The 20145-nt window shown below is 58.4% G+C and carries 13 protein-coding genes and 1 other RNA gene; 5 read left to right on the top strand and 9 right to left on the bottom strand.

What is annotated here, in order from left to right; all coding sequences use genetic code 11:
- Positions 1 to 156 precede the first annotated feature (156 nt).
- Entirely contained in the window at positions 157 to 2253 is a 2097-nt protein-coding gene (locus tag BN1125_RS04875; RefSeq protein ID WP_042011001.1) for a PAS domain-containing hybrid sensor histidine kinase/response regulator, read from the bottom strand.
- A gap of 17 nt (positions 2254 to 2270) precedes the next feature.
- Complete coding sequence (locus BN1125_RS04870; RefSeq protein ID WP_042011000.1) at positions 2271 to 3455, bottom strand: FIST signal transduction protein; 1185 nt, start codon at positions 3453 to 3455, stop codon at positions 2271 to 2273.
- 113 nt (positions 3456 to 3568) lie between these two features.
- Between BN1125_RS04870 and BN1125_RS04865 the strand changes: the two genes are divergently transcribed.
- Positions 3569 to 4483, top strand: a complete 915-nt coding sequence (locus tag BN1125_RS04865) for a gluconeogenesis factor YvcK family protein (RefSeq protein WP_042010999.1) — start codon at positions 3569 to 3571, stop codon at positions 4481 to 4483.
- Positions 4484 to 4524: 41 nt separating this feature from the next.
- Here BN1125_RS04865 and BN1125_RS04860 read toward each other — a convergent pair whose 3' ends face one another.
- The 3 genes from BN1125_RS04860 to lpcA all read right to left on the bottom strand — a co-directional run bounded on the left by BN1125_RS04860 (position 4525) and on the right by lpcA (position 6679).
- On the bottom strand, positions 4525 to 4860 hold the full coding sequence (locus tag BN1125_RS04860) for an Hpt domain-containing protein (protein ID WP_042010998.1): 336 nt from the start codon (positions 4858 to 4860) through the stop codon (positions 4525 to 4527).
- A gap of 317 nt (positions 4861 to 5177) precedes the next feature.
- Positions 5178 to 5966, bottom strand: a complete 789-nt coding sequence (locus BN1125_RS04855) for a class II glutamine amidotransferase (RefSeq protein ID WP_042010997.1) — start codon at positions 5964 to 5966, stop codon at positions 5178 to 5180.
- 134 nt (positions 5967 to 6100) lie between these two features.
- Positions 6101 to 6679 (bottom strand): D-sedoheptulose 7-phosphate isomerase, encoded by a 579-nt coding sequence (lpcA, locus tag BN1125_RS04850; protein ID WP_005334485.1) that lies wholly within the window; start codon positions 6677 to 6679, stop codon positions 6101 to 6103.
- A gap of 254 nt (positions 6680 to 6933) precedes the next feature.
- Between lpcA and fadE the strand changes: the two genes are divergently transcribed.
- On the top strand, positions 6934 to 9390 hold the full coding sequence (fadE, locus tag BN1125_RS04845; protein WP_042010996.1) for an acyl-CoA dehydrogenase FadE: 2457 nt from the start codon (positions 6934 to 6936) through the stop codon (positions 9388 to 9390).
- An 82-nt stretch (positions 9391 to 9472) separates the two neighbouring features.
- Here the strand turns inward: fadE and BN1125_RS18100 are convergent, their stop codons facing one another.
- Positions 9473 to 12217: a family 14 glycosylhydrolase gene (locus BN1125_RS18100; RefSeq protein ID WP_084202257.1), complete on the bottom strand. Its 2745-nt coding sequence runs from the start codon at positions 12215 to 12217 to the stop codon at positions 9473 to 9475.
- A 324-nt stretch (positions 12218 to 12541) separates the two neighbouring features.
- On the opposite strand from BN1125_RS18100, the gene BN1125_RS04835 reads away from it, so the two are divergent.
- On the top strand, positions 12542 to 13807 hold the full coding sequence (locus BN1125_RS04835) for an amidohydrolase (RefSeq protein ID WP_042010994.1): 1266 nt from the start codon (positions 12542 to 12544) through the stop codon (positions 13805 to 13807).
- Between the two features lie 76 nt (positions 13808 to 13883).
- Here the strand turns inward: BN1125_RS04835 and BN1125_RS04830 are convergent, their stop codons facing one another.
- The 3 genes from BN1125_RS04830 to BN1125_RS04820 all read right to left on the bottom strand — a co-directional run bounded on the left by BN1125_RS04830 (position 13884) and on the right by BN1125_RS04820 (position 18519).
- Positions 13884 to 17678 (bottom strand): DEAD/DEAH box helicase, encoded by a 3795-nt coding sequence (locus tag BN1125_RS04830; protein WP_052446070.1) that lies wholly within the window; start codon positions 17676 to 17678, stop codon positions 13884 to 13886.
- A gap of 66 nt (positions 17679 to 17744) precedes the next feature.
- The gene (locus BN1125_RS04825; protein WP_042010993.1) at positions 17745 to 18092 is read right to left on the bottom strand and encodes an RnfH family protein; all 348 of its coding nucleotides are present in this window, start codon (positions 18090 to 18092) and stop codon (positions 17745 to 17747) included.
- Complete coding sequence (locus tag BN1125_RS04820; protein ID WP_042010992.1) at positions 18085 to 18519, bottom strand: SRPBCC family protein; 435 nt, start codon at positions 18517 to 18519, stop codon at positions 18085 to 18087. Before BN1125_RS04820 ends, BN1125_RS04825 begins: the two co-directional genes overlap by 8 nt.
- Before the next feature lie 169 nt (positions 18520 to 18688).
- Here BN1125_RS04820 and smpB point away from each other — a divergent pair, with 169 nt between their 5' ends.
- Positions 18689 to 19177 (top strand): SsrA-binding protein SmpB, encoded by a 489-nt coding sequence (gene smpB, locus BN1125_RS04815; protein ID WP_005334498.1) that lies wholly within the window; start codon positions 18689 to 18691, stop codon positions 19175 to 19177.
- Between the two features lie 166 nt (positions 19178 to 19343).
- Positions 19344 to 19703, top strand: a transfer-messenger RNA (tmRNA) gene (ssrA, locus tag BN1125_RS18415).
- The last annotated feature ends 442 nt before the right edge of the window (positions 19704 to 20145 follow it).

Below are 20145 nucleotides of genomic sequence, written 5' to 3'. Positions count from 1 at the left end.
AGAGAGCCGTTGCGCTATACGGCCAAAATGAACACAAAAGAGTCCAAAATAAAGTTGGCACAGATTTTTCATATGGTTTGTTACAACCCGATTTATCCCGTGCTCTCTTCAGTATTTGCTGAAGAACTGGTCAACCCACAAAGTTGACCATTTTTTTTATCCGCGCGTCGGCAACCGCTGACCAAAGTGACGCTGCAAACAATCCCTGAGTCGTGACAAGGTGATGGGCTTGGCGAGGAAATCATCCATCCCCTGCGCGAGACAGCACGCCTTGTCCTCCGCCATCGCATTGGCCGTCAAGGCCACAATCGGCATGGTACATCCCAGCTCCCGCAACTGTCTGGTGGCCTCCAGCCCGTCCATCAATGGCATCCGCATATCCATCAAGATGAGGTCGGGCCGCCGCTCTGCCACTTGCGCAAGCGCCTCCAGACCATTGGCCGCCAGACGCACCTTGCTCACCAGCTTTTGCAGCATCAGCGATACCACCAGCTGGTTCACCGGGCTGTCTTCCACCACCAGTACATCCAGTGGCAGCAAGGAAACACCCCCCTCCTCTTTCGCCGGCTGACAGTCGCAGGGCAGCGCCATGTCAGCCAGTTCAAACCAGAAACAGCTTCCCTTGCCCGGCTCGCTCTTCAGGTGGATCTCTCCCCCCATAAGCGACACCAGACGCTTGCTGATGGCCAGCCCCAGCCCTGTTCCTGAAAAACGGCGGGTGGCCGAGTTGTCGACCTGGGAGAAGGGCTCAAACAGCTTGGCCTGATCCGCCTCGCCGATCCCGATACCTGTGTCCGAGACCGAGACCCGCAACCTCTCATCCTGCCAGCCGAGGTGCAGTGTCACCTGCCCCTGCTCGGTAAATTTGAGGGCGTTGTCCAGCAGATTGCCCATCACCTGGGAGAGACGCATCGGGTCCCCCTGCAGCTCCCGGGGCACAGACTCATCGACCCGATAAACCAGCGCGATCCCCTTGGCGGCCGCGCGGGCCTGCAGCGGCTCGACCAAGGATTGGCACAGCTGGATCGGCTGTAGGCTCTCGCAGTGGAACACCAGGGTTTGCGACTCGATTTTCGAAAAGTCGAGTACGTCGTCGATGATGGTTTGCAGCATTCTGGCCGAGTGGGTGGCATGGCGCAGCAGGCTATGCTGCTCCGGTGCCAGCTCGGCATGCTGCACCAGATCGAGCATCCCCAACACCGCATTCATGGGCGAGCGGATCTCGTGGGTCATCATGGCCAGAAACTGGGACTTGGCACGGTTGGCGGCTTCAGCCTCATCCCGCGCCCGCGCCAGCTCCTCTTCACGGCGGATCTGGTTGCTGATATCCCGGGCGGTACCGCGATATCCGGTAAAGGCCCCTCCATCATCAAAACAGGGTTCGGCACTCACCTCCATCCAGCGGGGACCATCGAGCATCGCAACCTGCATGCGGACAGCCCTGACCGGTTTACGCTGCTCCAATAGGCCGAGATATACCTGTGACTCGGCGCCCTGCTTGTTGCAAACACAGTCATAGAGGGTCGGCCGGGTCGCCAGCGGGGTCATCTCATCAAGGTAACCGGGCCCCGAAGCATAGCTGAGTCTGTGCTCGGCATCCGTCTCCCAGAACCAGTCGGAGGCCATGGCGGCAAAACTGCGAAAACGGCGTTCGCTGGCCTGCAGCGCCTGGGTTTTTAACTCAACCTGCTCCTGCAAACGGGCCCGATAGGCAATGTTGACCAGCGCCTGTGAAATCAACGGACGGCAGCGCTGCATAGCCGCTTTGCTGGTCAGATCGAAGGCGCCAGCCAGTGAGTGTCGACAGAGGATAACGGCGGTAAAGCCGGGGGCCTGCAGCCCGGTGAACATCAGGCTGGCCCAGCCCGGCTCGCTCACTAGTGGTGCCAGTTCAGGCAACTGGAGCGGGTCATAGATCACCAGCGTCTCTCCGGCAATGGCGCGACCAAAGGCCGGGGTCATCAACCAGCAGCGACCGCACTGTGCCGGCTCGGTACTGAGTTGGGTAACGCCCTGTTCGCCACTCCAGGCCACCACATCCGCATGTTCAAATCCGATAAAGGGTTTGAGCACCTGAATCAGGCTCTCCAGCACCTGCTCCAGCGTTTTGGCATCAGCCAGTGTGGCCACCCCTTTCAGCAGGGTATGGGATTCATGACGATACTTGACCTCACGCTCACGACAGCGCATGAGATCGACCAGGGTCGCCTGCAGTTTGTCGCCAAGGGCTTCCAGTTCACTGTTGCCAATCATCTTGTATCCTGCTCTGCTCAACTGGTCAGAAAGATCACGCTCGATACCATCAGATTGCCATGGGCCAGTTCGCCATTAGGCAGCCGCCCCTGTTCGCCGAACGTAAAGGGGGTAATAAAAGGGATCCTGCCGAGGCGAGCCTGGCTCTGCTCGACAAACTGGCACAACATATCACCAAGAGCTAAACGGCAACCGGCACAAAAGATAATAAGCGCGCCAATCGGGAACAACTCGGCATCGACGCCATAGGCAGGCTCAATCCGAATGGCGTTGAGGCTGCGCTGCAGCAGCCCCTCCTGGCTGCTATACATCAGCAGCAACCGCTCTCCCTGCACCACATCGGTAAAGAGCCGCAGGCCCCCCTGCGGGGTAACCGCTTCGGGATGGGAAAGCTTGTAATAGGGTATCCCATCCAGCGTGCCCACTTGACGGGCCAGCGGGTTGAGCGTGGTCTCACTCAAGATCGGCCCCACATGCCAGGGGTGCGTACGCCCGCACCAACGGGCATAAACCTCGGCGGCAGGCTGGTGATCGATGGTGAGCACCTCCCGCCCTTCGCAGGCAGTGATCTCGCCACTGAACTCTGCCGGCATGTAGCCTGAGTGAAACTGAAAGGCCAGCTGACAATCGGGATAGAGCACGGCCAGTACAATGCCATCCGAACTGACAGCTTCATCCCAACAGAGCTGCCACTCGCCGCTGACGTTGTTGTCTGCAGCCGAGCCGCCGACCACTGGCACAGAGGCACCGAGTTCGGCTTCCATGCCGGCCAGCAGCCCCTCCTCCCGGCCCGGACTGGCATGGAACAGGATCAGCTGAGGCAGCTCGCCAGGTCGTCCGCAATCATGCATGGCATGGCGCAGCAACTGCCGTACATCCACCTGCTCACCGCTGGCTCCGGCCACCCCGAAAGCCCCTTTCTCGTCATACAGGGCCGCCACCGCCAGCCCATATCCATCTCGGACATGATGGCCCGTCTCGGTCATCACGCCACCACAGGAGCTGCATCCCAGCAGACGGGTCGTCGGAAAGTGGTGTTTGAGCGCTTCGCGCAGTATCGCGCCATCATGAGCCTGGGTAAAATAAACCAGCAACAGGGAGGGAGCCTGACGGGAGTGGTGATACAAACGCGCACAGATTTCTCTGGCCGCCAGCGATGAATTCTGGGCGAGAGAGTGAACGGTCAGAAATTTCAACACCATCTCCTTGTTTTATCGAATGGCAGCCTCAAGCAAAAATCATACCTTTATCAAACAATTATCTCGCTTCGCTTGCTAACATAGCGGTCAACTGAGACCAATGACAGGACACCCATATGTGGCAAAAAAACATCAATGACTTCGATCGGGTCGTTGCCATCGGTGGTGGCCACGGCATGGGACGAGTGCTTTCGTCCCTCTCGTTTCTCGGTCAACGGCTCACCGGCATCGTCACCACCACAGATGATGGTGGCTCGACCGGGCGCCTGCGCAAGAGCCAGGAGTGCATCGCTTGGGGCGATCTGCGTAACTGCCTGAACCAGCTGGTGACCGAACCCAGCATCGGCAGCCTGTTGTTCGAGTACCGCTTCGCCGGCAAAGGCGAGCTGGCGGGCCACAACCTTGGCAACCTGATGCTGCTGGCGCTCGATAATCTCTGTGTCCGACCGCTTGATGCTATCAAGCTGATCAGTGACATGCTCAAAATCGAGTCACAATTGCTACCCATGTCTGAATTTCCCACCGATCTCTGCGCCCATATGGAGTGTGGCACCCAGATCCTGGGAGAGGTCTCCATCGATCAACTGGCAACACCGCCCCTCTCCCTCGGCCTGATGCCGGAGGTGCAAGCGACGCGGGAAGCGGTGCTGGCACTGCAGCAGGCGGACATGATCATTCTGGGGCCGGGCAGTTTTCTCACCTCCATCATGCCGCCACTGCTGCTGGCCGAGATCGCCCAGGCCATCAACGAGAGCAGCGCCATGCTGGTTTTCGTCTGCAATCTGGTGGCGGAAAACGGCCCCGCCAGCCAGTTGAACCTGATTGGTCAGTGTCGCTGGCTGGAGTCCCGGGTCGGTCAGGGTCGGCTGGATGCCATCCTGGCCCCACAGGGCGCGGGTGATGCGGGGGACTGGCAAGGACGGCTGATCGAAGCCGAACTGGGTGAGCTTGAGCTGCCCCATCGGCACGATCGGTTGAAGCTGAAACTGGCGCTAGACCGGATCATCCAGCAACTGCTCAACCAGCGTTAGGCCACGGCGCCACGGCGCCACGGCATCCCAGCATGGCGCCGCTACTGATAATCGGAAAGAAACGCGAGCACCTGAGGTAAGGAGGCCTCCAGCAGTTGCAACTGGCGCTCTGCCTCGGCCACATCGGCCTGCTTGCTGGCCATCTCCAGTGCCATCACCTGCTGGTAGCTCGGCATGGCGCCGTAGCTGCCACAGGATGATTTCATGCTGTGTGCCACCCGTGCCAGCGCCTCCCACTCTCCCTGCTCATAGAGGGGTCTGAGCTGACTCAGCTGCTCGCCCACCTCTTCAATAAAGACTGCGATAACCACGGGCAGCATATCCGGACCGATATCCTCTGCCAGCTGCTGCAACACCTTACGATCTACCCACTCCATGCGAGCCCCCTCCAGAACGGTATTCAAACAGACCATACTATAGATAATTTGCGATGTCGTGGCTCACAGCAAGGCAGTGATAGTGATGAAACATTTGATGGGATGATTCAGGGAGTAAAGTGGCAAAAGATGTGATCAATATCGAAATCGCGACGTAGAAACGCTTGGGAAAACAACAGCGAGATTGCATCAAATTAACAAAGGATCAACAATCAATCCGTCAGACTTATGATGCTCAGCAACACCTCTCATCCCTTTTGCCTTTTATGGCTGCTGCGAAGAACCAGGGTAGGTATCTACCCTGGTATTTTTTTATCTCACTCAGGCACGCCCTGATTGGTCGCCACCCGTTCCCCCATGCGAAACAGATTAAACTCGCCGGGAGCCATCTTGACCCAGTTCTCATTGCCGGTTAGCGGACGAGTGGTGATCAGGGTCACCACATCGTTGGGGGTGGTCTCGCTTTGAAAGTCGATCACCACCTCCTCATCCAGCAGGCTTGCCTCGCCAAAGGGGGCTCGCCGGGTCAACCAGTGCAGGTTGTTAGAGCAAAAGGTCATCACATACTCCCCGTCCGAGAGCAGCATGTTGAACACCCCGAATGCTCTCAGCTCGTCGCACAGGGTGGCGAGATAGCGAAACATGGCGGGAAAGTTGGCGGGCCGCCTGGGATACTTCTGCTCCAGCCGATCGAGCAGCCAGCAGAAAGCGTGTTCGCTGTCGGTATCCCCCACCGGTCTGTGCCGCCCGGTCGTCAGCTTCTTGTAGCCGGTCAGCTGACCGTTGTGGGCGAAGGTCCAGTAACGCCCCCACAGCTCACGGGTAAAGGGGTGGGTATTTTCCAGCGATACACAGCCCCGGTTGGCCTGGCGGATATGACTGACTACGGCGCAGCTCTTGATGGGCAGCGCCTGTACCAGCCTGGCGATGGGAGAGTGAGCGCTGGGTTCGGGGTCCTTGAAGGTACGAAATCCCTTCCCTTCATAAAAGGTGATCCCCCAGCCATCCTTGTGAGGCCCGGTCTTGCCACCGCGCAGCATCAGGCCGGTAAAACTGAAGCAGATATCGGTCGGCACATTGGCACTCATGCCGAGCAGTTCGCACATATCTGGACCACTCCTTCCTTGACTACTTGTTCATCTGACTGACTTGGCAGAAAAGCATAACTTTTTTTGCATCAAGCCGCTTATCCAGATTGGCGATGCCGGACAGGCACACTCCTGCCCGGTGTCACTATCACTTATTTGGCCATCTCTTTTTCGACCAGCTGGATCAGGATGTGGATCACCTTGATGTGCACTTCCTGAATGCGGTCGGCATAGCCAAAATGCGGCACCCGGATCTCGACATCCGCCAGACCTGCCATCTTGCCGCCATCCTTGCCGGTCAGGGCGATCACTTTCATCCCTTTGGCGCGAGCCGCCTCGATGGCTTTCAGAATGTTGCCGGAGTTGCCGCTGGTGGAGATACCAAGCAGCACGTCGCCACGACGACCGACCGCTTCTACGTAGCGGGAGAAGACATAGTCATAGCCAAAGTCGTTGGAAACGCAGGAGAGGTGGCTCGGGTCGGAGATGGCGATCCCGGCGTAACCGGGGCGGTTCTCACGATAACGACCGGTCAGCTCCTCGGCAAAGTGCATGGCGTCGCAGTGGGAGCCACCGTTACCGCAGGAGAGTACCTTGCCCTCTTCTTTGAAGGAGTCAGCCAGCAGTTTGGCGGCCGCTTCGATATTCTTCAGATTCTGTTCGTCGGCCAGGAAGGCTTGCAGCACGCTGGCCGCTTCAGTCAGTTCATTGCGGATCAATTCTTGGTACATGATGTCTCTTCCACGTTATCTGGTATGCCTGTAACCCGCGACTATTCTCGCACAAGCCAATCGCACAGTCGCCCCCTGCGCACCACAGCGCTGGCGGCGCGTGAGCGTTATGGGGATCACAGAGAGAAGGTAAATAGGATGTAAACAGCTTGATAACTTTGTGCGTATGAATTACAACAGGGGCCACATCCAACAGGTCAGACCTCTGGATCAGTTAAGCCACGTTGGCAACCTAACCACGCAAGGAGCACGCAATGACGACGACCCTCACTCTGCTCGGGGTGATCCTGGTTATCGGAGCCCTGGCATATCGCCGGGGCTCCCTGTTCATCTCCACCCTAGTCACCGGCGCCGCCCTAGTGCTTGGCGCCATCTATGGTCATGTGCCCTTGCTGGTATGGGCGCTGTTCGCGGTGATCGCCATCCCGCTCAATCTGGTGGAATTTCGCCGCAATCAAATAACCAAGCCGCTGTTCAAGATCTACAAATCGATCATGCCGGAGATGTCCCGCACCGAGAAAGAGGCTATCGAAGCGGGCACCACCTGGTGGGAAGCCGATCTGTTCGCGGGCAACCCGGACTGGAAAAAGCTGCACGCCATTCCGGTCAGCGCCCTCTCTGCCGAAGAGCAGGCCTTTATGGATGGCCCGGTCGAGGAGGTGTGCCGCATGGTGAGCGACTGGGAAGTGACCCACGAGCGCGCGGATCTCTCCCCCGAGGTGTGGCAATACCTGAAGGACAACAAGTTCTTCGCCATGATCATCAAGAAGAAATATGGCGGTCTGGAGTTCTCGGCCTACGCCCAGTCCTGCGTCCTGCAAAAGCTGTGCGGCGCCAGCGCCGTGCTCGCCTCCACCGTCGGCGTACCCAACTCGCTGGGCCCGGGCGAACTGCTGCAACACTATGGCACCGACGAGCAGAAAGATTACTACCTGCCCCGCCTGGCGGTAGGTAAAGAGATCCCCTGTTTCGCCCTGACCAGCCCGGAAGCGGGTTCTGATGCCGGTTCCATCCCCGACTTCGGTATCGTCTGCAAGGGCGAGTGGGAAGGCAAAGAGGTGATCGGTATGCGCCTCACCTGGAACAAGCGCTACATCACCCTGGCGCCTATCGCCACCGTCTTGGGCCTCGCCTTCAAACTGCGTGATCCGGAACACCTGCTGGGTGAAGAGGAAGAGCTTGGTATCACCTGCGCCTTGATCCCGACTCATACCAAAGGGGTCGTGATCGGACGCCGTCACTTCCCGCTCAACGTGCCGTTCCAGAATGGCCCAACCCAGGGCAAGGATGTGTTCGTCCCGCTCGATTTCATCATCGGTGGCCCGGCCATGGCCGGTCAGGGCTGGCGCATGCTGGTGGAGTGCCTCTCGGTCGGTCGCGGCATCACCCTGCCCTCCAACAGCACCGGCGGCGTCAAAATGCTGGCCCTGGCGAGCGGCGCCTACAGCCGCATCCGTCGCCAGTTCAAGCTGCCCATCGGCAAGATGGAAGGAATTGAAGAGCCGCTGGCCCGCATCGGCGGCAACGCCTACATCATGGGCGCCGCAGCCAACCTGACCGTGACCGGTATCGACCTTGGCGAGAAGCCCTCGGTCATCTCCGCCATCGTCAAATACCACCTCACCGACCGTGCCCAGAAGTGCATCATCGATGCCATGGACATCCACGGCGGCAAGGCGATCTGCATGGGCCCCAACAACTATCTGGCCCGTGGCTATCAGGGTGCCCCCATCGCCGTTACGGTAGAAGGGGCCAACATCCTGACCCGCAGCATGATCATCTATGGTCAGGGCGCTATCCGCTGCCACCCGTATGTGCTGCCGGAGATGCTGGCTGCCAGCCACCCGGATAAAGAGCAGGCGCTCAAGGATTTCGACAAGGCGGTGTTCAGCCACGTCGGCTTTGCCATCAGCAACCTGGTACGCAGCTTCTGGCTCGGTATCACCGGCGCCCGCTTTGCCGCGGCCCCTTACAAGGATCAGACCAAGGGCTACTACCAGCAGCTCTCCCGCCTCTCTGCCAACCTGGCGTTCCTGTCAGACATGGCGATGGGCACCCTGGGTGGCGAGCTCAAGCGCAAGGAACGGGTCTCCGCCCGTCTTGGCGACGTGTTGAGCCAGCTCTATCTGGCCTCCAGCGCCCTCAAGCGCTATCAGGACGAGGGACGCCAGCAGGCCGACCTGCCCCTGCTGCACTGGGCACTGATCGACGCCATGTTCAAGGCCCAAGAGGCGATCGACGAGCTGCTGCGCAACTTCCCGAACCGCTGGATTGGCCTCGCCCTGCGCGCCGTGGTGCTGCCGCTGGGTCGTGACCTGAAGCGTCCAAGCGACAAGCTTGATCAACAAGTTGCCCGTCTGCTGCAAACCCCGAGCGAGACCCGCAGTCGCCTGGCCAAGGGGCAGTATCTGACCCGCGAAGAGGGCAACCCCTTCGGCCTGCTGGAGCAGGCGCTCGATGACGTGCTGGCCGCCGAGCCGCTGTTCGAGAAGGTCTGCAAGAGCGATGGCATCAAGCGCCCCTTCCTGGCGCTGGACAAGGTGGCCGACATGGGTCTGGCCGCTGGCGTACTGACCCAGAGCGAAGCAGAGCTGCTGCGCCGCGCCGAGGTAAGTCGCCTGCGCACCATCAACGTCGATGATTTTGACCCCATCGATCTGGTGGCCAACAAGCAGCTGTTCACCGCCGCGCCCTACCACCACGCGGCCTGATCAACACCGGCAATGATCCCATGTCAGCCCGATCGGGTTGCCATGGGGTCAACCACTAATCCCTCTCCAGGCGCGCTGACACTCAATGAAATTGATTGATCAGCCACTGTAACCGCTCTCGTGGCAGCGGCTCTTCTTCGAAAAAGTTCTGCATCCTCAATAGGGTGATCCCGCCAAATCCGGGGGTCATTCGCAAGGCATTGGCCATCTGCTGCCAGCCCTGTTCACCATAGAGTTCACCGGCGAGGGCATTTTCGCCCATCAAGGCGATACCCAGCTCATGGGCGGCGGCGGCAAACCACCCCACCAGATCAGCGGCCCGCGAATAGCCTTCATAATCCTTATTGATCATCTCCAGGCAGGTAAAATGCACCACCACCCGATGACGATAACCTGAGGGTACCAACTGCTCCAGGAGTTGCAGATATTCGCGCTGATTGGTGGGCCCGAGAGTGGGATGGGGGCGGATCAGACCGGCTGTGATCTCCGCTACCCGCGGGGAGGCCGGATCGCTGATCTCCCAATGGATGCCGGGGATCTTGATGCCAATCGGCACCGCCGCCCAGCGGCCAACCGCAAACAATGCCAGCGCCGCCTGCAAGATCCGCTGACCATGGGTGACCAGAGCAGCGTGATACCAGCCAAGAAACTCTCGGGCCCAGGCCGAATAGACATACTCCTTGTTGTTAAACAACGCGTCGGCCAGTGGCATGGGAATATCTTCAAATGCGCGGTAGTGAGTGCCGAAGGCATAGTTGAGCGCCTCGACCGTGGGGTAGCGCTCGCTCAGATGACGCCGCCAGTCCCGCTCGGCTAGGGGGCTGTAGCACTGCAATGTGCCCCGGTTGGGGTAGTTACCCCAATCATGGGCATTGTAACTGGGATAGCGCAGCTCACCGGCCGGTCCCAGACTGATATTGATTTCGGCGATCATCCCGGCCCGGGCGGCAAAATGCTCACGAAATGCCGACATGAACCGCTCGTAGTAGGGCTGCACATAAGGGTCCGCCCACAACGAGATGTACTCCATCGAGGCGTCACCGGTCTCACTGACATATTGCAGATCCCGCACCGAATCAAGCTCGGGGTGGTTCTCGAGCAACCGACCCCACAACCACAGGGGAATGGTCTGCATAAAATCATCGTTAACATTGCCACCGGCCTGATGAAACGACAGGATCGGCACCCAGCGCATATCGTGCTGCGCCAATAATGCGACCAGACGATCATAATAAGTCCAGTCAAACACACCGGCTTGCCGCCCTTCGATCAAGCCCCACCACAAATCAGTAGAGATAGCGGTCACCCCCATCCGACGCAGCGCGCGGACCTGATCCGCAAACTGTTGCCATTCAGCTTCTGACAGCAGCTGACGCCGATTGGCTACTTTCAGGTGCAGCGGCCCCATCACCCGAAACTCGCGGTGATTCAGACGTGAAACCTGACCCTGGCCATGACGCAGTCGGGTCAGTTGGCGCAACCGCGTTTCACCAACCTGTTGATCCATCAAAATATCGAGGTCTCTGATCACCCAACCATCGTAGGCCTCATGCTGGATCACGGTATTCATCAGGTGTTCCCATTGCGGATGATCATCAAGCACCAACTGACGCTGACTTTCTGCCAGCAGGGGGATCCCCAGCGCCACCGCAGCAGCTTGCCAATGCGCCATCAGAGAGGGGGCAGGCTCCCCTTGGCAAGCCCCGGCGCCGGTCAGCAACAATCGGCAGCGAGCGCGCACTTGGCTGGGGATCAATTGTGTCAGCACGGAAGCAAACCGCGGGGCGCTATCGGGTGCCACTATTTCTGCTTCTACTTCTACTTCTGCTTCTACTCCCGGCAACCCCAAACCGGCGATCAGGGCTGCACTGTGCTCATCCCCGTTTCTGAGCAGGGGCAAGCGCCCGGACAACCTGACCCCCAGCGAGGCCGCCTGCCAGCGATCGCAAAAGACCCGATCGGCCAGTGTCAGGAGCTGGTTACCGTAATGGGCCAACGAGGCTTGATACCAGTGATAAAAATCTGCTTGCGCCACCCCCGCCTTGCCCGCCAGCAACGCCGCGGTGATCTCGACCAACTGCTGCTTCAATACCGTCAAGTTAGCCAAATCCTGTTCGCCACACTGCCAGGCTTGTTGCCAAGCCGTTAAAGAGCCATAGCGAGCCAGTTGGGTGGTACGCAGATCGACCAGCGCCTGCTGGCTGAAACAGGGAAAATCAGCCGCCAGCCCCTCACCGGCATAATAACCGAGCAGGGGATAACGCCACTCCCCCTCGGGGCCAATACCGAGGATCACATGCGGGACCATATCGGCAAAATCGGCCAAGTGATCAGCAAACCCTTGCAAAAATTGCGTAAACAGTGGCTTGGTGTAGGAAAGCCCCCAAAACGAGGTGAGCGCCACACTGTCACGGCCATACTGGTCGAGGAAACTGAAGGTATCGAGGGGGGCGCCGACGGGCAGCTGTTGCTGCAAACGCCCCCACAGCCAACCCGGCAGCAAGGTCATATAACGACTGTCGTTCATCCCCCTGGCCACCAGCGAGAGATCTGGTATTACTTTGAGTCCCAACTGGCGCGCCATAGCGAATAATTGCCGATAGGGCCGCCAACTGGCTGCATCGCTGGCCTGCTCCGGTGAAAATGGGGCAACATGGCGCCAACTGATGGGCACCACTACGGCATCCACCCCGCTCTGACGAGCCCGCTGCAACTGCTGGCGCAACGCCTCTGACAGCGCCGGAGTGTCGGGCAGCTGTAACAAGTTGCGGCTCAGGCTGACACCAAGATGAACCCATAACTGTAGCGGTGCGTGTGTTGTTGTCATCACTCTGTGCCTGTCCTTAGTGGCAAGATATGACTGACGGTGTACAGGGTAATCCTCCCGGTACGCAAATCTGGTACGCTTTTCAAGCACCCGAAATGTGACCGGATTCACCGTTTATCATTGTTTACGGCCCAATCCACCGCTCTGTGGCTGTCGATGGTCGCAGCACACTCCCCCCTGATACGACAACCGACACGGGGGCACTTGATCCAGCGGCAATTAATTGAGATGTTAAAAAAGCGCAGCTTGCCAACATGCATGCGAGTGAATGTGGCCCACCCCCAAAGCCTTCGAGCGAATACCGCGATCCAGTCGGAAAATACCATGACTCTTGAACAGTTGATCACCTGGCGCCGCGACCTGCACCGACTGCCGGAAGCTGCCTGGAAAGAATTTCGTACCACCAGCCTGATTGCCCACCATCTGTGCGAACTCGGCTATCAGATCGTTCTTGGCGACAAACTGATGGCCAGCAATCTGATGATGGGGCGCGATCTCGATGTCGCCGCTGAAAAAAACCGCGCCCTGAGCCAAGGGGCACATCCCGACTGGCTGGCACGCATCGGCGATGTCACCGGGCTGATGGGAGAGCTGGATACCGGCCGTCCTGGCCCCACCCTCGCCTTTCGCTTTGATATCGACGCGGTGGAGGTAGAAGAATCCGACGCCGAGCAACACCAGCCTGCACAAGAGGGATTTGCCTCTCGCAACAGAGGCTGGATGCATGCCTGTGCCCACGATGGCCATACCGCCATCGGCATGGGGCTGGCCAGCCAATTGATGGCGACGAAAGATCAACTGTGCGGCCGCATCAAGCTCTTCTTCCAACCCGCCGAAGAGGGGTGCCGCGGTGGCAAGGCGCTGGCTGCCGGTGGCGCACTCGATGACGTGGATGCCTTACTCTCACTCCATATCGGCATTCATGCTGGCAGTGGCGAGCTGGTGATCAACCCCACCGAGTTTCTCTGCTCCACCAAGTTCGATGTTCACTTCCTGGGCACCGCCGCTCACGCGGGGCTCGAACCCAACGCCGGCCACAATGCGCTGGCAGCCGCCTGCATGGCCACCACCGCCATGCTCGGTATTCCCCGCCACCGCGACGGCATGACCCGCATCAACATAGGCCAGCTCCATGGCGGCAGCGGGCGCAACGTCATTCCCGATCACGCCCTGTTGCAAGGGGAAACCCGTGGTGCCGACAGCGCCCTCAATGACTACATGTTTGGTCAGGTGCAACGGATCGTCGAAGGTACCGCCCTCGCCCACGACGTCACCTATCGCATCATCAAACAGGGTGAAGCCATTGCCCTGGAGAACAGCCCGGCGCTGCAAGCTGAAGTGGCGGCACTGGCCCGCAAACAGGGGCTCGCCACCATCCAGACTCGCCGCTTTGGCGCCAGCGAAGATGCCGGTTTTCTGATGGAGCGGGTACAAAAACAGGGGGGTGAGGCGGCTTATCTCATTCTGGGCGCCGATCTGGCGGCGCCCCATCACCACAACGCCTTCGATTTCGATGAGCGGGTGATGCAAAGCGGTGTCGATCTGCTGGCCAGCTGGGCACGCGCCCGTCTGGGAGGCGCATCCGAATAAGAAAAAAGGCGGGAGCCGCCACTGCGCAGCTCCCGCCCGATCAACCGAGCCACAATCAGCATAATGCCGCGTGGGATTATCCTGTGGTCAACAGACCCCTGATCACGTCTGCATCTATCTGGGCCACCTGATGCTGATCCCCCAGCACCCCTTCGGCCAGTTCCCGTTTCTGGGCATGCAGGGCTACTATTTTTTCTTCCACCGTCTGCTCGCACATCAGACGATAAACGGTTACGGGCTCAGTCTGACCAATACGATGGACCCGATCACTGGCCTGATCTTCCACTGCGGGATTCCACCAGGGATCGAGATGGATCACTGTGTCGGCCTCGGTCAGATTGAGCCCGGTTCCTCCCGCTTTCAAACTGATCAAAAACAGCGGTATCGCCTGGGTTTTGAAGCGCTCTATCGCCTGTTGCCGTTGTTTGGTACTGCAAGAACCATCGAGATAGCAGTAGTCGAGGTCGGCATCTGCCAGGCGCTGGCGCAGCAAGGTCAGCAGATCGACAAACTGGCTGAACACCAGGATCCGGTGACCGTTATCAATCGCCTCCAGCGCCAGCTCCATAGCGGCATCCAGCTTGCTTTGCGGTTGTTGCCAATCAGGCAATATCAAGGCCGGAGAGCAGCAGATCCGGCGCAACCGGGTGAGATTACTCAGCATCAGCATCAGGTTGTGCCCTTCACCACTCTCCATCTGGCTCACTGCTTCGCGGCGGCTCGCCTCATAAAGAGCCTGCTCCTCTCCAGACAGCTCGACGTGGTGCACAATCTCGGTCTTTTCCGGCAACTCGGCCAACACTTCGCGCTTGAGGCGACGCAACACAAAGGGGGCGATCACCCCTTTCAGCTGGGCAAGATGGGCGGGGTCCCGACTCGCCTTGCCAAAGCGTTGTTTGAATTGAGTTTTATTACCCAAAAGGCCTGGGTTAATGAAGTTGAACAAGCTCCAGAGCTCCCCGAGATGGTTCTCGACCGGGGTGCCACTGAGGGCGAGTCGAAACGCACCATCCAGATTGAAGAGCGCCTTGGCGCGCGCCGTGCTGGCATTTTTAATCTGCTGCGCCTCATCCGCTACTATGGTGGCCCATGATATGTCGCCGAGCTCGCCATGACTGGCCACCAGCCCATAGGTAGTCAACAAGAGGGCTCCGGGCCCCAGGTTGGCGAGAGCGGCCCCCCTGTCTTGCTGCTCATTGAGCACCTGCACCGTGAGATCCGGTGCAAAACGGGCCGCTTCATCACACCAGTTGGCCAACAGAGACTTCGGCACTATGACCAGCGCGGGGCCCTGCTCTTTTCTAAGGCGCAGCAGGGTCAACGCCTGGATGGTCTTGCCCAACCCCATGTCATCGGCAAGACAGGCGCCGAAGCGGTGAAGCGCCAGATTGGCCATCCACTGCACACCCACCTGCTGATACTCCCGTAGCGGAGTCATCAACTCAGCGGGGCAATGGGCCTCCTGACGCCAGGCATCGGTCAGGGTTTGCCACCCTTGATCCCCGCTGACCGCCCCTTGTTCAAGCAGGTGCATCAAGGGATACGCCAACCGCTGACTCACCTGCTGCTTCTCATCTACCAGTGCTGCCAACGTAGTCAGACGAGCCAGCAGCCCCTCACTGAGCATCATATGGGCCTGTTTGCCCTCCAGCGTGATATAGCGTCGCCCGCTGCTGATCTGACGCAATAACAGGCGCAGATCCAGCACCTGCTGCTGATCGACCAGCAGCTCACCATCGATGGCAAACCACTCCTGCTGCTGCTCAATGCGTAGCGTCAGCGCCTCCTCGCCAATCAAACTGACCCGTTGACTGTCGCTGTGCCATTGCAGGCGAACCCCAAGATCGTCCAGCGCCGCGAACCGTTCCAGCATGGGGATCAGCTCGACGCCGCTCAGCGACCAGGGGCCCTTGCCAGCCAGCCCGAGTGCCTTGACCACTTTTTTGGCCAGTGCTCTCTCTTGCTTCAATGTCCGCTGCCAGTAGTGATGTGGCGTTTGCCAATCCTTGATGAACTCGGCGCCATTGCCCAAAGGGATGGCTTTTCCTCCGGCCAGCTGGTTTACCAACTGCAGGTTGAGGGTCTCTTTTTGCAAGTCAGCCAACACCACGGCATCGACAGGACAAGCGCTGAGTCGGGTATGGCTGGCCAGCTCAGGATGGTCGCAGATCCAATCCAGCTGCGGTATTTGATTGAGGGCATCGGCCAGTTTTGGCAATGCTTCGGCAGGCAACTCGGGCATGTTCTCGAAATAGGGCAACAACTCTTGCACTGGTTCCGGTACCGCCTCCACTTGCCATAGATCGGCGGCAATGGGCATGATCTTCTTGTGCGCAGTCACCGCAATCGCTTTGCCATCGCTCATCAAGGTGGCTTGCCAGCGGCCCTCCAGCTCCCTGATGGCCAGCAATGGCGAGTTCAACAGCAGGGCAAGCGGGGTGCCCTCGCTGGTTTGCAACCGGGGATGCTCAGCCAGCAAGCGCAAGGTCGCGATATCGGGACCATGGAAATAACTGCGTTGCATCCGATGTGCAATCTGCAAATCTTTCTCATCCGCCACCTCGGGATAGAGGTTATCGACATCCCACATGTTGTGAATGAGGCGACCACTGCTCCAGCCACCCTTGACGCTCTCTTTTTGCAGGCGACAGACCAGCTCATTACCCCGCGAGCCCAGTTGCCATACCAACCGCTCACGCTTTGGCTGCGGGCCCCGAGAGGATGGCAAGGCGGCAAGCCAGCGCTCCCACTGCTCAGGACGGGAAACAGTGAAGATAGCAAGCGTCGTCGGTCGCGCCAGCAGCAGGCGCAACAGATCCTGGCAAAGCGCCATCAACAGGTGCTGGGGAGGCGCACTCAAAAAGGGCTCCACCTGCCAGTCAGCCAGCTGAGTTGCCCCCTGCCGGTTCTCCTGCGCTGCCCAGATGAGACAAAGGGCAAGCCAGAGTTGGCCAAACGGTACATAAGATTGCGGCGTAAATGCCTCCAGTTCACCGCGCCACTCAAGTAATACCTGGTCGATAAAAGCGACTGTCTTGCCATCCAGCAAGTCCACATAACTCACTAACCAAGGCATCTGCTTTTTGGCCCATGTCAGCACCTCCTTTTGCCAACGGGCCAGATCCGCCCCCATTACCGCCATCAGGCCAAGCCAAATGATCGTCAACGCCCCCGGGAAGAAGCCCTTCTGTTTGGAATTTGTCCGCCAGTCAAATAGCGCCTGTTCCAGTACGCGACACTGAGCGCCGGCTTCTCCCCGATAGTCGCGCAATAACCCGACAAGATTGGCTGCACTCCAGGGGCACTCGTACTCCCGATCCAGCAGCAAGTTCTCTTGCTCGAACTGCATATACGAGAGGCGCTCGGCCATGGCTATTCCTTCGCCCGCCATCCTCAGGTCACCCCAGGGATACAAGGCTTGTCCGCCAAGGAACTCCTCCTCTTGCCAGCACTCAACAATGATCTTCTGCAGCGCCAGCGAGAGATTACCAAACACCCGTGTTGCACCAGAGGCGCCAAAAACCGCCTTGTCGTTTGCGCTCAATCCCCCCCGATACCACTGGGCTCCTTTTCCATCCATCAGGTTAGTGGCCATGGAAGACCAGTTCCAACTGGAAAACTTCAGTACGCCAGGCAGATCTTGGGGGTGGTTGAAATGGAGATAGAGCAGATACCAGAATCCCTCTATCGCCAGACAGTAAGGACCACCTTTCTCCCGATGGATCATCTCGGCATCCACCAACTCGGCCAGCGCAGCCTTCTCCGCTTGCTTGAGCGAATGACCAAACGAATAGCCAAGCTGAGTCAGCGTGCATTGGTGGTGTCTGGCCACATAAAAGAGGAGTTGGTTATGGATGGACGTAAATTGCATGGCCGTTATCTCGACACAAAAGAAAAGGGGGAAGAACGAAGGCTTAATTCATGAGCTCGGTGGGAACTACTCGCCCCGCTTGCGGTGGGCATCGGGTCGGCCGCCAGTGACGCTATCGGCCCTCCCCTCCTCTTTGGCTCTCTCGGCGCGCTTTTTGCGCATCTCGCGCGGATCGGCGATCAGCGGACGATAAATCTCGATGCGATCCCCATCGTGCAACTGCTCGCTCCCTTTCACCGGACGGCTGTAGATGCCGAACTTGTTGACCGCCAGATCGATCTCGGGGTGCTTTTGCACTATGCCCGACTGCTCGATGGCCGCCAGCACGCAGGTCTCGGGCGCCACCCGCAGCACGATCACCGTCTGCTGCTGCGGCAAGGCGTAGACCACCTCGATATTGAGCTGGTCAGACACCGTATACCTCCTTCGCCCGCTTGGAGAAGGCAGAGACCATGGCGCTCACCAGATCGCGAAATACCTGGCCGAACGCCACCTCGATCAGCTTGGAGGTGAATTCGAAATCGAGATCAAACTCCACCTTGCAGGCATCCACATCGAGCGGGGTAAAGGTCCACCAGCCCGCCAGCTTGCGGAACGGGCCATCCACCAGCTCCATCCTGATCTGACGGTTCACATCCAGCTGATTGCGAGTGGTAAAGGTCTTGGCAATCCCCGCCTTGGCCACATCGACCGACGCCATCATGTAGTCATCGCCAGCCTCGTGGACACGGCTGCCAACACAGCCAGGCAAAAACTGCGGATAGGCATCCACATCGTTAACCAACTTGAACATCTGTTCGGCACTGAACATCACCAGGGCACTGCGCGTAATTCGGGGCATGGCTTTTCCTCATCCAATCAGCGCGATTTTATCACCATGTTTCGGGTTGTGGAGGTAAAACCTCGACCAAACCGCTCAGAAAGCCATCACTTGACCCGCTGCGCGTTTTACAGCCGCCCCGGCCTACGTATAATACGAGCCTCCTAGTCATTGCCGGAAATCGCCCGTCATGAGCAAAAAAAACAGTAAAAACAAAGCCGGGTCCAGCACCATTGCACTCAACAGAACCGCGCGCCACGAATACTTCATCGAAGAGAAGATCGAAGCGGGTCTGTCCCTACAAGGGTGGGAAGTCAAATCCCTGCGGGCGGGCAAGGCCAACATCAGCGAAGCCTATGTCATCTTCCGCGATGGCGAGGCCTACCTGTTCGGCTCCAGCTTCCTGCCACTGCAAGCGGCCTCCAGCCACGTGGTATGTGACCCGACCCGGACCCGCAAACTGCTGCTGAGCCGTCGTGAACTCGACAAGCTCGAAAGCCTGATTGCCCGTCAGGGCTACACCATAGTTCCCCTCGCCCTCTATTGGAAACAGTGCTGGGTCAAGGTCGAGATCGGTCTGGTGAAGGGCAAGAAAGAGCACGACAAGCGCGAAGATACCAAGGCCCGCGAATGGGATCGGGAAAAAGCCCGCATCATGAAGAACAAGCATCGCGGCTAACCTGCTACTAGCAGGATCAGGACGCCAGTTCACCTTCCCCCAGCGCAGCTGGCTCTTCAGGCTCAGCTGCGTACAATAAATCGGCAAACAGACTGGCTGCCAGAGGGAATGGGTATCAACGCCTTGCTATGACAGCATTTTTGCGTACAATCGCAATTAACAACTTGGGGCTGATTCTGGATTCGACAAGATTCACGAAACCCAAGGTGCATGCCGAGGTGCGGTAGGCCTCGTTAATAAACCGCAAAAAAATAGTCGCAAACGACGAAAACTACGCACTAGCAGCTTAATAACCTGCATAGAGCCCTTCTACCCTAGCTTGCCTGTGTCCTAGGGAATCGGAAGGTCATCCTTCACAGGATCGTGTGGAAGTCCTGCTCGGGGCGGAAGCATTAAAACCAATCGAGCTAGTCAATGCGTGGCGTGTCTCTCCGCAGCGGGTTGGCGAATGTAAAGAGTGACTAAGCATGTAGTACCAAGGATGTAGTAATTTTGGACGGGGGTTCAAATCCCCCCAGCTCCACCAAACGTTTGGAAAGGGCCACCTCGCAAGAGGTGGCCCTTTTTTATTTGTTCATCTGGTTCACAAAGACCCAACCTGTTGGCTTTTCTCTTGGGAAATACCAAACACTTTTGAATTTTACAAAATAGTGTTTCGCAAAGGCTCCTCTCTTTGAGAGTAAGTGTCGTAACAGCAGCACCCATATCACCGTAGTCATATGAACAGTCTTCTTACGCTGAAGTTTCCATTACTCCATTGTTTTTGATAGGGTATTTCCACTTTGCTTATCGGTGCTTCCCTCATGTCCATCGCTTACTACGATCAGCACGCCCGTGCATTTGCCGACAGTACCCTGAGTGTCGATATGCAGCCTCTCTATCAGCACTTTTTGCCGCTGCTGCCACCCGGTGGCCATATCGTCGATGCCGGTTGCGGCAGTGGTCGGGACAGCGGTGTTCGTCAAGAT

Source organism: Aeromonas fluvialis, from assembly GCF_000819885.1.
GTDB lineage: Bacteria > Pseudomonadota > Gammaproteobacteria > Enterobacterales > Aeromonadaceae > Aeromonas > Aeromonas fluvialis.
Note: the sequence above shows the minus strand (reverse complement) of the source record. Positions and strands in the feature narration are given on the sequence as shown.